Raw genomic sequence first — 14,118 nt, 5'->3', positions numbered from 1 at the left:
TCCTGAAGGGGCGGGAAGCTGCAGAATCGCTAATCTTTAGGAATGATGCTGTTGAAGAGGTCTTGTGATGGCTAACCGAGCACAATTCAGTTCACGGATCGGCTTCATTCTGGCGGCAGCCGGTTCTGCCGTTGGTCTGGGCAATATCTGGGGATTTCCGACTCAGGCTGCCAGCAATGGCGGCGCCTTGTTCCTCATTGTTTATTTGCTGATGGTTTTCGCACTGGCGTATCCACTGCTGGTTGCAGAGCTCATGATCGGTCGTTATGGTCAGGCCGATCCCATGACCTCACTGCGAAAGATTTGGCCAGCACAACGAGCGCTGATGGGCCTGGTCGGACTGGCCGGGATGCTGGCGGTCTCGCTGATTCTGAGCTTTTATGCCATTGTCGCCGGCTGGTTGCTGGGCTATCTGATTGCCCCGCTCTGTGAACTGGTGGGGCTGACGCAGGTTGCTCAGTGGCTGGAAACTTTTGGGGTGGCCCGGAATCTGGTGCTGATGCTTGCGTTTATGTGGCTGACGGTGATGGTAGTTCGAAGTGGCGTGACCAATGGGATTGAAAAGTGGTCGACCCGATTGATGCCGTTATTGCTGATCCTGTTCGTGGTGATGGTGATTTATATCCTGACCCAAGCGGGGGCGATGGACGGATTACAATTGTTCCTGATCCCCGATCCCAGTCATTTCTCACCAAAATTGATTGTCAGTGCCATGGGGCAGGCCTTTTTTTCACTGTCACTCGGCGTGTGTACCATGATGGTCTATGGATCTTATCTGAGTAAGTCAGCGAATCTGCCCAAAACAGCAGCGCAGGTCGCCTTGCTGGATACGGGTGTGGCCTTTATTGCCGGTTTGCTTATCCTGCCTGCGATGTTCGTCGCGCAGAACAATGGGGTTGCGATTTACGATGCATCCGGCGCATTGCTGGCATCGGATACGCTGGTGTTCAGTGTGCTGCCCGCGATGTTCGAGAGTATGGGTGGTGTTGGTATTCTCGTCAGCACCCTGTTTTTTGTGTTGATGGTGATTGCCGCGCTGACATCCTCAATTTCCATGCTTGAAGTGCCTGTATCGTGTACGATCGAAGAACTGGGGCAGAGCCGGCACAAAGCCGTATGGTGGATTGGTTGCATCATCGGTGTGATTGCGACAGTGATCGTGGTGAACTTTGAATCCCTGTTCGGGTTCGTGGTCACAATGACAACCGCCTACGCGCAGCCCATCATTGGCCTTTTGTTCGCGATTCTGGTCGGCTGGATCTGGCACAGAGACAAAGTGCTGGCTGAAATCAGTGCAGGTTATCCTGATGTGCAGTCCAGTTTGTTTTGGCGGATCTGGCCTTGGTATGTCCGGATTATCTGCCCGATTCTGATGCTGCTGGTGTTTTTCGTGCAATAATACCAATCGCAGTCAATCACGGGTCATCCTAGCTTGTTCAAATGTTCGATCACTGCGTTCGTTTTTTTGATTGTAGAATGGCTACTTATCTAAAAAATCTGCCTTGTTCTCAACCATTTTTCCTGCGCTATTTCTGATCATTGACTGACTTTGATGGGTATAACGGACAGTGGAGAGGACTGGCGTCCGCCGGGAGAGTCGGTATACTGCCGCTTTTCTCTGACGATTTTGTGCGCCAATGTTTTCACTGCTTCATCAAACCCCAGACTTTCTTGTGATCAGCAAAGATGCTGGCGTCAGTGTCCACAAAGATGATCAAGACCAGCCGCTACTGGCAGAAGTTGCGGCGGCAACGGGTGATCAGCAACTGTATCTGATTCACCGGCTGGACAAAATGACCTCCGGAATTTTACTGCTGGGCAGACATGCACAGGCAGCTTCTGAGCTGTCCGGCTGTTTTGCCCGCCGTGAAGTCGAGAAATACTACCTGGCCATCGGCAGTAAAAAACCCAGGAAGAAACAAGGGACGGTGATTGGCGATATGAGCCGTTCACGCAGACGGAGCTGGAAACTGGAAAACAGCCGGAACAACCCGGCGATCACTCAGTTTATTTCGACCGCTGCTGGCGAAGGCCGCCGCTTGTTCCTCTGTAAACCTTACACGGGTAAAACACACCAGATTCGGGTCGCCCTGAAAAGTGTCGGCTCCGGTATCACTGGGGATGATATTTATGGTCAGGAACCCGCTGATCGCGGTTATCTCCATGCCTATGCGTTGCGTTTTCGTTATCAGGGAACAGATTATCAGTTCCTTTGTCCGCCTTCACACGGCCAGCTGTGGCTGGGTGACACTGTGGTCGCGGCGCTGAAAGACTGGTCGGCACCCTGGACACTGGACTGGCCTGTTTTGCCAGCGGGTTTACGGGCGAACTAACCCTATTTTCTCTTTCTTTTTTCATGCTTAACAGACGGTGTTCGATGGACGTTTCTGCTTTACCCCAATTTTTTCAGCATTTACAAACGCAACTGGCGTCACCTCCGACAGAAGTTCGCCGCCTGTTTCATGGCCGAGGGCGTTGCTGGGCAGGACTGGAACAACTGACGGTTGACTGGCTGGGCGGTCAGGTGTTGGTGTCTTTATTCAAAGAACCCACACCTGAATTTCTGGATGCGTTGCAAACACAATTGGCTGTTCTGGCAGCCTCAGAATGCTGGCAACAATCCGGGGCAACCTCATTGTTGCTGCAACACCGAGACAGAGAAGGATCACCCATGGTCGTCATCTGGGGCGCCATGGAAACCATGCAGCAGGTAACTGAAAACGGATTGACCTTTTTACTGGATCTGGGTCAGAAGCAAAATAACGGTCTGTTTCTGGATATGCGTTACGGTCGCCGCTGGGTAATGGAACAGGCCCGCGGGAAAAAAGTCCTGAATCTGTTTGCTTATACCTGTGGCTTTTCTGTCGCGGCTATTGCGGGTGGTGCTACGCATGTGGTGAATCTGGATATGGCCAAAGCGGCTTTAAGCCGGGGGCGAGACAATCACCGTCTGAATCAGCATGATCTTAGCCGGGTGAGCTTTTTCGGGCATGATCTGTTCAAATCCTGGGGCAAACTGAAAAAAGCAGGGCCTTATGATCTGATTGTGATTGACCCACCGTCATTTCAGAAAGGCAGCTTTGCACTGACGAAAGATTACGCCAAAATTCTGCGTCGTTTACCGGACATGCTGACAGCGCAGGGGCAGGTGCTGGCTTGTGTGAATTCGCCTGCGGTGTCGCCGCAGTTCCTGGTGGATGGGATGGCCGAGGAAGCGCCGGCACTGGTCTTGAAGACTCGGCTCGATAATCCGCCTGAATTTGCTGATTTGGATTCGGAGAGTGCATTAAAAGTGATGGTGTTCAGCCGTGCTGACGCTGTCGCTTGAGGCTAAAACATCAGGGCCGGAACATGTTTCCGGCCCTGGTGCCTATCATCGTTAGGATGCGCCCTGAGGTGCGATCTGCTGGCAGAACTGGGCATTGATCGGCTGCTGGACCACAGGTCTGCCCCGCATGTCCAGAATTTCAATCAGATAGCTTAATCCTTCACTGACCATCGGAGTCAGTTCCGGATCGGTACAGAAGCTTTCCGCGGCAGCCTGTGCCGCTTTGGTCGGAGAGGTCTTGCCACCCCCCCCATAGAGAATCGTAATTTCGACGATGCTCTGGCGGGCTTTGGCTCTCATGATCTGGTACTGATCCACTTTCGGGTAGGGGGCTTTGGAGTTGATCACCGCTGCCCGGCGTTCAGCCAGTTCATGATTGAGCTCATCGGGGGATTTCGCACAACCGGCGAGCAACAAAGTTGCGACCGTCGCGAGGAGACCCGTTTTTAAGGTTGTTCGAATGCGCATGTTCAAGCTGGCAGTACTTTTTTGAATGGTTTCACGATGACGTTGTCATAAACGCCCGCTTCGATGTAAGGGTCAGCATCTGCCCAGGTCTTCGCTGCTTCCAGTGAATCGAATTCTGCGATCACGGTCGAGCCGGTAAAGCCCGCTTCGCCTGGATTCTCACTGTCGATGGCTGGCATGGGTCCGGCAACCAGCAGTCTGCCTTCATCCTGGAGCGCTTTCAGGCGAGCCAGATGGTTTTCGCGGACACTCAGGCGGCGTTCGAGGCTGTTTTCAACATCTTGAGAAAAAATCACGTACCACATTCGTTCTGTCTCCCTGTACTTGTGGTGAAAATGCAGCGGTTATCATAACGGAAAGAAAAAGCCCGAACTAGGGCCAAGGGTCTCTGTTCGGGCATTCAGTCAGTTTTGCTTGATTGGACGCGGCTTACCATCGGCATCAATGGCAACGTAATTAAAAGTCGCTTCACTGACTTTGTAGCGTTCGCCAATACCGTCATTGCCGACCGGTTTCACCCAGACTTCCATGGCAACCGACATGGATGTATTGCCGATCCGGTTACATTCGCCATAACAGCAGACCACGTCGCCCACACTGACAGGGGCTTTAAAAACGATGTTGTCGACAGACACGGTCACGACTTTGCCCCGGGAAATTTCTTTCGCCAGAATCGCACCGGCTAAATCCAGTTGCGACATAATCCAGCCACCGAAAATATCGCCATTGGCATTTGTATCAGCAGGCATTGCCAGAGTGCGCAGTAATAACTGGCCACGAGGAACATTATTTTCTGAATTCATGATTTTACAGGTTGATTGGAACAGGTATTTATATGTTCATCAATTATGGTTCACCTTGCAAGGGGAAAGCACCTGGTCTGACCCAGAACCGATGTAAGTTTGAACGAAAGTTGGGGTGATGAGGCCCGGATTGAAAAAAGGCTGCCGAAATGGCAGCCTTCTGTTGATGCATCAGCGGATAAGATCAGGCTTCTTTTTGAGTGGCCATTGGCAGATCTTCTGCCTTCTCATCTTTGACCAGGCTGTCAACAATGACAGCACAGGCTGCATCGCCCGTGATGTTCAGCGCGGTACGAATCATGTCGAAAATCCGGTCCAGTGCGAACAGCAGTGGCAGGCCTTCAATTGGAATACCAGCAGCCAGAAGCACTGCAACAACCAGGAAAGACGGCCCCGGCACACCAGCCTGACCTACGGCACCCAGCGTAGAGGTCACGATAATGGCGACGTAGGCAGCCATATCCAGCTCAACGTTGAACAGCTGAGCAAAGAAAACCGCAACCAGACCGTAGTAAATCGCGTTACCACTCATGTTGATGGTGGCACCCAGCGGCAGCACGAAAGCAGCGGTGCTGTTTTTCACTTTCAGTTCTTCTTCACAGGTTTCCATGGTCACCGGCAGGGTGGCCATTGAAGACGCTGTTGACAGTGCAACTGCCTGAGGTTTCTTCATCGCTGACAGGAACTTCAGCGGTGAAGTCTTGCTGAAGCATTGAATCATCAGCGGGTAGAAGACGAAGCCGTAAACCAGAATGGCAGCAATATAGACGACAAACAGTTTGAATACGACCATCAGTGCATCAAAGCCAAAGGCACCGACAGCGTCAGCCATCAGACCGAAGACACCAATCGGTGCAATCTTCATCACAACGTTGATCATCCACACCATGGCATCAACAATCGCATTCACACCGTTCAGCAGGGGAGCGCGGCGATCCTGCTCCAGCTTGGAAACTGCCAGGCCGAAAAACATGCAGAAGACCAGAATTTGCAGAATGTTGGCTTCATTCAGAGACTGGAAAATGTTGGTTGGGATCATCCCAAGAATAGTTGCCCAGAATGAAGGCAGGTCACCTTTGTCGGCATAGGTATTGGCAAACATTCCCTGAACATTGGTCAGGTCAACGCCAATTCCAGGCTGAAGCATTTCGCCCATGAATAGGGCCAGTGCCACAGCAACGGCAGATGTGAGGCCGAAGAACCCCAGTGTGAGCAGGCCGATTTTACCGGCAGATTGGCTGTTCCCCAGGCTGGCTGCACCGGAAATAATGGCAACGGCCACCAGTGGGATGACCAGCATTTTGATCAGATGGATGAAAATGCTACCCAGTGGCGCGAACATGCTCGCAGACTCTTCCATCAATGCACCAGCCAGTGCCCCCAAGCACATGGCGATGACAACCTGTACCCCGATGTTACCAAGTAGTCCTTGTTGTTTAAGCACCTTGAATACCTTACTTTGAAAATTGTTAAATCGCGAAAGCTTTATGTTTCGCAAATGTTGCTGACTTTGAGTCAAAGTTTTGCGAAAGGAGTTTTTACAGCAGAATAATGCGATAATCAATGGTTCAGACTGATACTTTCTACTTCTGTTGGTAAATTGATGGTGTTTGACCAGTGACGGCAAATCTCAATATGCATCTCGGTTTTTATGTAGGCTTCAAGGGTGTAACGGAAATGTTATCGAGAGGATGTTGAAGTCCCTCTGATTAACGGCTGTTAACCAGAGGGAAGAGGAGCGTGTGTACTCAGCGTTTTGTGGCCAGTTTCATGCTTTGAATAAACTGACTGAGTGTGTGGAGCATTTGCGTTGGATTGTCCTGATGCTGCTCAATAATTTTCACCACGGCGGAGCCGGAGATGGCACCTGCCGCGCCTGCCGCAATGGCAGCAGAAACCTGCGCGGGTTCAGATATGCCAAAGCCCAGCAATGCAGGCGGAGCCTGATGGTCGCGAAGTGCTTTCAGCAAATGTTCCACTGGCATCCCGGCTTTGGTTTCTGCGCCGGTCACTCCAGCACGGGACAACAGGTAAGTGTAGCCGCCACCCAGATCGGACACTGTTTTCAGCGTGGCATCATCGGCATTCGGTGGTGCGATGAAAATCGGGTGAATGCCATACTTTTCGGCTGCAGCTCTGAACTCGGCAGATTCATTCACCGGGACGTCGGCAACCAGAACGGAATCCACCCCGGCTTCCTGACAGCGACGATAAAAGTTGTCAATGCCACCGGCAAACACCAGATTGGCATACATCAGCAGGCCAATGGGTAAGGCCGGATATTTGGCGCGTACCTGTTTCAGCATCTCAAAACAGGTGTCTGGCGTGGTGCCAGCGTCCAGTGCCCGGATCGTCGCTCCCTGAATGGTCGGGCCATCGGCCAGCGGGTCTGAAAACGGAATGCCCAGTTCAAGTGCATCCGCACCCGCTTCCACAAGCGTGTCGATGATTTGAAGGGACAGTGCCGGCGTCGGATCGCCCAGCGTGACAAAGGGGACAAAAGCGCCTTCCTGTTGCGTTGCCAAACGGCTGAATAAAGCTTGATAACGATCCATTACAGCGCTCCCTTTTCTTCCAGAATCTTATGGACGGTGAAGATATCTTTATCGCCGCGGCCAGAAAGATTGACCACCAGCAGTTGTTCTTTGTCCGGATTTTCCTGGATCAGCTTGAGTGCATAAGCCAGTGCGTGTGCTGATTCCAGAGCCGGAATAATCCCTTCGTGACGGGCCAGTGCCTGAAAAGCATCCAGTGCTTCATCGTCGGTGACAGAACCGTATTCAGCACGGCCTGTTGCGTTCAGGTGCGCGTGCTGCGGACCCACGGACGGGAAATCCAGACCGGCAGAAATTGAGTAAGATTCTTCGACCTGTCCATGCTCATCTTGCATCAGGGGCGCTTTCATCCCAAAGAAAATCCCCAGCTTGCCGTGTTTGAGTGGTGCACCGTGCATGGGCGTATCCAGCCCTTTCCCGGCAGGCTCGACGCCAATGAGCTTGACTGATGTTTCTTTGATAAAGTCGGCAAACATGCCAATGGCATTGGAACCACCGCCCACACAGGCAATGACAGCATCTGGCAGGCGACCTTCTTTCTCCCGAATCTGGACTTTGGTTTCTTCGCCGATAATGCGCTGAAACTCGCGGACGATGGTCGGAAACGGATGTGGGCCAGCAGCAGTGCCAAGCAGATAATGCGCTTTATCATAAGTGGCAGACCAGTCGCGCATCGCTTCGTTACAGGCATCTTTCAGGGTTGCGGAGCCGGAGTAAACCGGGATCACCTCAGCACCCATCAATTTCATACGGAAGACATTCGGGCTTTGACGCTCAACGTCTTTCGCGCCCATATAAATGCGGCACTTCAAACCGAGCAGCGCACAGGCCAGTGCAGTTGCGACGCCATGCTGACCCGCACCGGTTTCAGCAATAATCTCATCTTTACCCATGCGCTTGGCCAGCAACGCCTGACCCAGCACCTGGTTGGTTTTATGGGCGCCGCCGTGCAGCAAGTCTTCACGCTTGAGGTAAAGTTTGGTTTTCGTGCCTTTGGTCAGGTTCTGACACAGGGTCAGCGCCGTTGGACGACCCGCATATTCTTTCAACAGGGTTAAAAACTCCTGTTCAAACGCCGGGTCTTTTTGTGCATCAATAAAAGCGTCTTCCAGCTGATCCAGTGCCGGAACCAGAATCTGGGGCACAAACTGGCCACCAAATTCGCCAAAATACGGGTCAAGTTTGCTCATGTGTTTGCAGTCCTATTTTTGTGAACGGTGTGGGTGATGCCCTGTCGCTGAAAGGTGGTTAAGGCTTCAGCTTCTGAAACACCGTCAGTAATTTTTGTCTGTCTTTCTTGCCGGGCTTACTTTCAACACCGGAATTAAAATCCAGTCCGCGGCAACCTTGCTGGGCCGCTTGTTGTGCGTTCTCTGGTCCGAGGCCGCCCGCCAGCATGATTTGCTCTTTTTGCGGACATTGCGCCAGCACAGACCAGTCGAAAGTCTGGCCGGTTCCGCCACTTTGATTCCCCACCTGAGTATCCAGCAGGTGGCGGTCAACGGGCCAGACAGACAGATCCGGCAATGAGTCGGTGATGCCATGGGCTTTCCAGACTTCACAACCTTCATGTAACTGTGTTTTCAGGGTGGTGATATACGCTGGTGTTTCATCGCCATGCAACTGAACCGCAGCCAGTTTTAATGCATTGGCCTGCTTGGCGACTGCCTCGGGATCGGCGTTCCGGAAAACGCCCACATATTTGAGTGGCGCACCGCTCATGACCAGTCGGGCGAGCTCAGTATCCACCGCGCGCGGAGAGCCTTCCACAAAAATCAGGCCACCAAATACAGCCCCGCTTTGATACGCGGCACAGGCATCATCCGGATGCGTGAGGCCGCAGACTTTGTGTTCCCCCAGCAGGACTTTGCGCACCGCCAGTTCCAGATTCTCTTCACTCATCAGGGAACTGCCGATCAGAAAGCCATGGGCATACTGAGACAAATCCCAGACCTGCTGGTGGGTATAAATGCCGGATTCAGAAATGACGATGGTATCTTCCGCCAGACGGGGAGCCAGCTGTTTGGTGCGATCCAGATCAATGCTCAGATCCCGCAGGTTCCGGTTATTGATGCCAACCACTTTGGCTTTCAGTGTAATCGCACGTTCCAGTTCTGCTTCATTACTGACTTCGGTCAGGACACCCAGTTTCAGGGTTTCTGCCAGCGCAGCCAGTTCGCGGTATTCATCATCATTGAGCACCGAGAGCATCAGCAGAATTGCATCGGCCTGATAGTGGCGGGCCAGATAGACCTGATAGGGATCAATCATGAAGTCTTTACACAACACCGGCTGTGTCACTTGCTGACGAACCTGGGGCAGGAAATCAAAACTGCCCTGAAAATACTTTTCGTCCGTCAGGACCGAAATCGCATGGGCATACTGACGGTATACCTGAGCAATCTGATCCAGATTGAAGTCCTGACGGATCAGGCCTTTTGACGGCGATGCCTTTTTACATTCCAGAATGAAGGCGGCGCCATCCTGATTCAGTGCCTGATAAAAGTCCCGGTCGCTCGGGGTCAGGTCTGCGATGAATGAGTCCAGGGGCTGGCGGGCTTTGCGCGCTTCCACCCAAATTTTTTTATCTGCGACGATTTTAGCGAGTACAGTTTCCATGCTTAACCTCGTGCGGCCAGTTGCGTGACCAGTTGGTAAGCTTTGCCGGATTGCATCACTTCCATGGCTTGCTGCGCATTCGCTTTCAGGTCTTCCTGACCAAACAGGCGAAGCAGCAACGCAACGTTGACGGCAACAGCGCTTTGTTGTGCTGTCGTGCCTTTGCCGGTCAGAATATTGGTGATAATGGCACGATTCTCTTCGGGTTCCCCTCCTTTAATCGCATCTAATGCATGGGATTGCAAGCCGAAATCTTCCGGGGTCAGCGTATACTCGCGAATATCGCCGTTGATGATTTCTGCGACCTGTGTCGGACCGTGAATGGCGACTTCATCCAACCCGCTGCCGTGAACGACCGCGGCCCGCTTCATGCCCAGCGCAATCATGGTTTCTGCAATCGGACGGACCAGTGCAGCATCATAAACACCCATCAGCTCAATAGTTGGGCGGGCCGGGTTAATCAGCGGGCCCAGTAAGTTAAAAATCGTGCGCGTTTTCATGGCCTGACGGGCAGGCATGGCATGGCGGACACCGCTGTGATATTGCGGTGCAAACAGGAAGCACACGCCTTGTTCATCCAGCGCAGCTCGGGCTTCTGCCGCGCTCATCGCTAAATTGATGCCAAATTTATCCAGCAGGTCGGAGGATCCTGATTTGCTGGAAACCCCGCGGTTACCATGTTTGGCGATTTTCACCCCGCAGGCCGCAGCAACAAAAGCTGCGGTGGTGGAGATATTGATCGTATTTGCACCATCGCCGCCTGTGCCGACGATATCTCCAAAATCATAATCCGGGCGTGGGAATGGTGCGGCGTTCGCCAGCATGGCCGTGGCAGCCCCTGCAAGCTCCTCGGGCGTTTCCCCTTTAATTTTCAGTGCGGTCAGAATCGCGGCCAGAAGTGCAGGCTCTACATCACCTTTGATAATGGCATCAAACAGGGTCTGGCTTTCGGCCTGTGTCAGCGTCTGCTGGTCATAGAGCTTTTCGGTAATCTGATAAATAGAATGACTCATCTGGGCGTCCCTCTTAACAACTTGATAATTTGGTCTGAACTTTGGATTGGCCCGTGACCCAGAGCAGGGTATTTGCCAGCAATTGTGCGCCTTGTGCGGTCAGAATGGATTCCGGGTGAAACTGAAATCCGCACACATTGTCTTCTTCATGAGTCACCGCCATGACCAGGCCTTCAACATCGGCGATCACCGAGAGTGCGCTTGGCACCTGTGTTGCTACCAGTGAGTGATAGCGGGCGATGGTCATCGGGCTTGGCAATGAGCCAAAGACGGCATGGCCGGTGTGTTGCATTTGTGCCGCTTTGCCATGAACAATGTCGCCAGCGCCTGCCACGGTGCCGCCATAGGCCTCCACGATGGCCTGATGACCCAGACAGATGCCAATCATGGGCACTTTTCCTGACACGCGTTTGATCAGTTCAGGCATGCAGCCCGCTTCAGACGGTGCGCCCGGACCGGGTGAGAGCACGAGAACAGGATTGGTTTTTTCGTTGAGTGCGGCTTCGATTTGTTCGGCACTCAGGCTGTTTCGGAAAATCGTGACCGGGTGACCCATGGCGCGGAACTGATCAACCAGGTTGTAAGTAAAAGAGTCGAAGTTATCCAGTAAAACAATGTCGATGGTCGGGTTCATGTTCGGCTCCTTATTGCGCGCTGTGGGCTTGGCGAATGGCGGTGATGACGGCTTGTGCTTTGCCTCGCGTTTCATCGGCTTCGGCCTGAGGGACGGAGTCATAAACCACACCGGCGCCTGCCTGAACGCTTGCAATTCCATCTTCGACATAAGCCGAGCGGATGACGATGCAGGTATCCATATCGCCATGGCCTGTCAGATAACCCACGGCGCCGCCATAGCTGCCACGACGTTGTTGTTCGACATCACGAATCAGTTGCATGGCTCGGATTTTCGGTGCACCGGTCAGGGTGCCCATGTTCATACAGGCCTGATAGGCGTGCAGGGCATCCAGATCGTCACGGAGCTGGCCGACGACACGGGACACCAGGTGCATGACATGGCTGTAGCGGTCAACTTGCAGCAGGTCCGCGACATAACGCGTGCCGGGCTGGCTGATGCGGGCCACATCATTTCGGGCCAGATCCACCAGCATCATGTGTTCGGCGTTTTCTTTCTTGTCGCAGCGCAGTTCCAGTTCAATCCGGCCATCCAGGTCCAGATCAATGCTGCCATCTGCCCGTTTGCCACGTGGCCGGGTCCCGGCAATTGGATAAATTTCCACCTGATTGCTTTGGGTGCAGTATTTGAGTGCGCTTTCGGGAGAAGCACCAAACAGGGTGAAATCGGCATCCTGCAGATAGAACATATACGGACTTGGGTTCCCGATTTTCAGCGCTTTGTAAGCATTCAGTGGTGAAGGGCACGGCAGGCGAAACTGACGCGATGGCACCACCTGAAAAACATCGCCGCGTACCACAAATTCTTTCAGTTGCTCAACGGTTTGGCAGAAGTCTTCATCACTGATGCTGACTTCCGGCTCACAGCGTTCCAGCTGTTGCGCCGCAGGCAGAGCGACCGGCTCCAGGCATTGTTCTTTGATATGTTGCAACCGGCGGCTCAGTTCAAAGTAACTGGTGGTGAAGTGCTCACCACCAAATAAAGTGGCCTGCAAAGTGCCTTTCCGGCGCTGGTGATCAACGATCAGCAGTGTTTCTGCCACATAGAACAGGTAATCCGGACAGCGATTACCTTCTTCAACTGTCGGTAGGGGTTCGAAACTGGCCACCAGGTCATAGGCAAACAGCCCGCCCAGGAACAACGCTTCCCGGGCCTGAGAAGGCTGATGAAAAATTTGCTGAATGAGGCGAAGCGCATCAAAAGGTGACGACTGACGTAAACGGCTGTCTTCGTCGATGGCTCTGCCATGGGTTTCGAAAGTCAGGATCACCGTGTTGTCATTTGTTGTGATCCCGATGTTCTCAGCGATATTGGCTTTGACCGCCTCAAGAACATTCACGCCATTTTCTGTCAGTGCTTCCAGACGAACTTCGCGACCCCGGCAGACGATACGAACAGCGGCATCGATTAGCATCAGGCTTTTCAAATCTTCTTTGGAGTCGATTTCAGCCGACTCCAGCAGGAGATTATGAGGACGCTCACCACAGATGGCGTAGTAAAGTTCCGTTGGGTCAGCAACATAAGGGACATCCAAACTCAGGACATCCAACTCACCGACAGCGAATGGCGTTGTTTTCATAGTGATTTACCTGCAGCTTCTACAAAAGGTTTCAGTTCCTGCATCAGTTGTTCGAACATGGGGCCGGTCAGGGCCTGATGGCCGTCAGACAGGGCTTCCCCCGGGTTGAGGTGCGATTCAACGATGATGCCGTCCGCACCGACTGCCGCCGCAGCGCGGGAGAGCGGGATCACCAGTTCACGAACACCCGTACCATGGCTAGGGTCAACAACGACCGGCAGATGTGTTTTTTGTTTCAGGTAGGCAACGGCGTTGAGATCCAGCGTATTGCGGGTTGCCGTTTCGAAGGTGCGGATACCACGCTCGCACAGGATGATGTTCGGGTTGCCGGCGTCATAAATGTACTCTGCCGCTAAAAGCAGTTCTTCAATCGTCGCAGACAGGCCACGCTTGAGCAGAACGGGCTTTTTACTTTCACCCACAGCTTTAAGCAAAGCATAGTTTTGCATGTTTCGGGCACCAATCTGCAGGCAGTCAATGTACTCACACATGGCCGCCATCTGACCGACTTCCATGACTTCAGATACGGTCGGCATGTCCAGCATTTGGCTGGCTTGTTTCAGCAACTTCAGGCCTTCAACACCCATGCCCTGGAAATCGTAAGGGCTGGTCCGGGGCTTGTACGCGCCACCGCGCAGTGCGACAGCACCGTGTTTTTTCACCACTTCAGCAACAGAGAGTAACTGCTGTTCAGACTCCACAGAGCAGGGACCGGCAATCACGGCAAATTTGTTGCCACCCACGGCAGCGTTACCGAAGCGCACCACGGTATCGTGGGCCTGAACTTCGCGGCTGACCATCTTATATTTGGTCAGAATGGGCTTAATATTCTCGACGCATGGGTTGGCTTCAAGATTCAGTTTTTGCAACACACGCTCGTCACCCAGCGCCCCCAGCACGATGCGTTCCACGCCCGGCATATATAATGGTTTCAGGCCGGCTTGTTCAATGCGGGTCAGGATGTCTTTTGCCTGTGCTTCGGTGGCGCTTGGTTTCAGTACGATAATCATGGTGTTGTCCTTACTAGCCAAAATTGAAAATACGTATGTTGTTTCGTTGTCAGGTACAAAAAAACCCGCTTCAGGCGGGTTCATGATTGTGTGCAGCGTGCACAGCAAC

The 14,118-nt window shown here is 52.9% G+C and carries 14 protein-coding genes; 3 read left to right on the top strand and 11 right to left on the bottom strand.

Annotated elements, in window-relative coordinates:
- Window positions 1–67: 67 nt before the first annotated feature.
- The 3 genes from KDD30_RS09345 (at window position 68) to KDD30_RS09335 (ending at window position 3,328) form a co-directional block, all read left to right on the top strand.
- Complete coding sequence (locus tag KDD30_RS09345; RefSeq protein WP_211645619.1) at window positions 68–1,399, top strand: sodium-dependent transporter; 1,332 nt, start codon at window positions 68–70, stop codon at window positions 1,397–1,399.
- 238 nt (window positions 1,400–1,637) lie between these two features.
- Complete coding sequence (locus KDD30_RS09340) at window positions 1,638–2,333, top strand: TIGR01621 family pseudouridine synthase (protein WP_211645618.1); 696 nt, start codon at window positions 1,638–1,640, stop codon at window positions 2,331–2,333.
- Window positions 2,334–2,377: 44 nt separating this feature from the next.
- A complete protein-coding gene (locus tag KDD30_RS09335; protein WP_211645617.1) occupies window positions 2,378–3,328 on the top strand; it encodes a class I SAM-dependent methyltransferase in 951 nt (316 codons plus the stop codon).
- Between the two features lie 51 nt (window positions 3,329–3,379).
- On the opposite strand, the gene gspS2 is transcribed toward KDD30_RS09335, so the two are convergent.
- From gspS2 to aroF, 11 genes are all read right to left on the bottom strand, one after another.
- A complete protein-coding gene (gene gspS2, locus KDD30_RS09330) occupies window positions 3,380–3,796 on the bottom strand; it encodes a type II secretion system pilot lipoprotein GspS-beta (RefSeq protein WP_211645616.1) in 417 nt (138 codons plus the stop codon).
- Window positions 3,797–3,798: 2 nt separating this feature from the next.
- Window positions 3,799–4,101, bottom strand: coding sequence for a YciI family protein (locus KDD30_RS09325; protein ID WP_211645615.1), 303 nt, complete (start codon window positions 4,099–4,101; stop codon window positions 3,799–3,801).
- Between the two features lie 99 nt (window positions 4,102–4,200).
- A complete protein-coding gene (yciA, locus tag KDD30_RS09320; RefSeq protein ID WP_211645614.1) occupies window positions 4,201–4,599 on the bottom strand; it encodes an acyl-CoA thioester hydrolase YciA in 399 nt (132 codons plus the stop codon).
- Between the two features lie 184 nt (window positions 4,600–4,783).
- Window positions 4,784–6,043 (bottom strand): dicarboxylate/amino acid:cation symporter, encoded by a 1,260-nt coding sequence (locus KDD30_RS09315; protein WP_211645613.1) that lies wholly within the window; start codon window positions 6,041–6,043, stop codon window positions 4,784–4,786.
- Between the two features lie 304 nt (window positions 6,044–6,347).
- Window positions 6,348–7,154: a tryptophan synthase subunit alpha gene (gene trpA / locus KDD30_RS09310; RefSeq protein ID WP_211645612.1), complete on the bottom strand. Its 807-nt coding sequence runs from the start codon at window positions 7,152–7,154 to the stop codon at window positions 6,348–6,350.
- Window positions 7,154–8,344 (bottom strand): tryptophan synthase subunit beta, encoded by a 1,191-nt coding sequence (trpB, locus tag KDD30_RS09305; RefSeq protein WP_211645611.1) that lies wholly within the window; start codon window positions 8,342–8,344, stop codon window positions 7,154–7,156. Before trpB ends, trpA begins: the two co-directional genes overlap by 1 nt.
- Before the next feature lie 58 nt (window positions 8,345–8,402).
- On the bottom strand, window positions 8,403–9,773 hold the full coding sequence (gene trpCF, locus KDD30_RS09300; RefSeq protein ID WP_211645610.1) for a bifunctional indole-3-glycerol-phosphate synthase TrpC/phosphoribosylanthranilate isomerase TrpF: 1,371 nt from the start codon (window positions 9,771–9,773) through the stop codon (window positions 8,403–8,405).
- Between the two features lie 2 nt (window positions 9,774–9,775).
- A complete protein-coding gene (gene trpD, locus KDD30_RS09295; RefSeq protein WP_211645609.1) occupies window positions 9,776–10,786 on the bottom strand; it encodes an anthranilate phosphoribosyltransferase in 1,011 nt (336 codons plus the stop codon).
- Window positions 10,787–10,799: 13 nt separating this feature from the next.
- Window positions 10,800–11,420 (bottom strand): aminodeoxychorismate/anthranilate synthase component II, encoded by a 621-nt coding sequence (locus KDD30_RS09290; protein WP_211645608.1) that lies wholly within the window; start codon window positions 11,418–11,420, stop codon window positions 10,800–10,802.
- A gap of 10 nt (window positions 11,421–11,430) precedes the next feature.
- A complete protein-coding gene (locus KDD30_RS09285) occupies window positions 11,431–12,999 on the bottom strand; it encodes an anthranilate synthase component 1 (RefSeq protein ID WP_211645607.1) in 1,569 nt (522 codons plus the stop codon).
- The gene (gene aroF, locus KDD30_RS09280; protein WP_211645606.1) at window positions 12,996–14,009 is read right to left on the bottom strand and encodes a 3-deoxy-7-phosphoheptulonate synthase; all 1,014 of its coding nucleotides are present in this window, start codon (window positions 14,007–14,009) and stop codon (window positions 12,996–12,998) included. The genes KDD30_RS09285 and aroF overlap by 4 nt, the downstream gene beginning before the upstream one ends.
- Window positions 14,010–14,118: the final 109 nt, after the last annotated feature.

The organism is Photobacterium sp. GJ3 (assembly GCF_018199995.1).
Lineage (GTDB): Bacteria > Pseudomonadota > Gammaproteobacteria > Enterobacterales > Vibrionaceae > Photobacterium.
The sequence above is the reverse complement of the archived record's forward strand: the minus strand, read 5'-3'. Positions and strand labels throughout refer to the sequence as shown.

Coding starts and splice junctions, on each gene's coding strand:
- trpCF (WP_211645610.1), bottom strand. CDS start 9,773: ATGGAAACTGTACTCGCTAAAATCGTCGCAGATAAAAAAATTTGGGTG.
- KDD30_RS09290 (WP_211645608.1), bottom strand. CDS start 11,420: ATGAACCCGACCATCGACATTGTTTTACTGGATAACTTCGACTCTTTT.
- yciA (WP_211645614.1), bottom strand. CDS start 4,599: ATGAATTCAGAAAATAATGTTCCTCGTGGCCAGTTATTACTGCGCACT.
- KDD30_RS09340 (WP_211645618.1), top strand. CDS start 1,638: ATGTTTTCACTGCTTCATCAAACCCCAGACTTTCTTGTGATCAGCAAA.
- trpD (WP_211645609.1), bottom strand. CDS start 10,786: ATGAGTCATTCTATTTATCAGATTACCGAAAAGCTCTATGACCAGCAG.
- aroF (WP_211645606.1), bottom strand. CDS start 14,009: ATGATTATCGTACTGAAACCAAGCGCCACCGAAGCACAGGCAAAAGAC.
- KDD30_RS09285 (WP_211645607.1), bottom strand. CDS start 12,999: ATGAAAACAACGCCATTCGCTGTCGGTGAGTTGGATGTCCTGAGTTTG.
- gspS2 (WP_211645616.1), bottom strand. CDS start 3,796: ATGCGCATTCGAACAACCTTAAAAACGGGTCTCCTCGCGACGGTCGCA.
- trpB (WP_211645611.1), bottom strand. CDS start 8,344: ATGAGCAAACTTGACCCGTATTTTGGCGAATTTGGTGGCCAGTTTGTG.
- trpA (WP_211645612.1), bottom strand. CDS start 7,154: ATGGATCGTTATCAAGCTTTATTCAGCCGTTTGGCAACGCAACAGGAA.
- KDD30_RS09325 (WP_211645615.1), bottom strand. CDS start 4,101: ATGTGGTACGTGATTTTTTCTCAAGATGTTGAAAACAGCCTCGAACGC.
- KDD30_RS09345 (WP_211645619.1), top strand. CDS start 68: ATGGCTAACCGAGCACAATTCAGTTCACGGATCGGCTTCATTCTGGCG.
- KDD30_RS09335 (WP_211645617.1), top strand. CDS start 2,378: ATGGACGTTTCTGCTTTACCCCAATTTTTTCAGCATTTACAAACGCAA.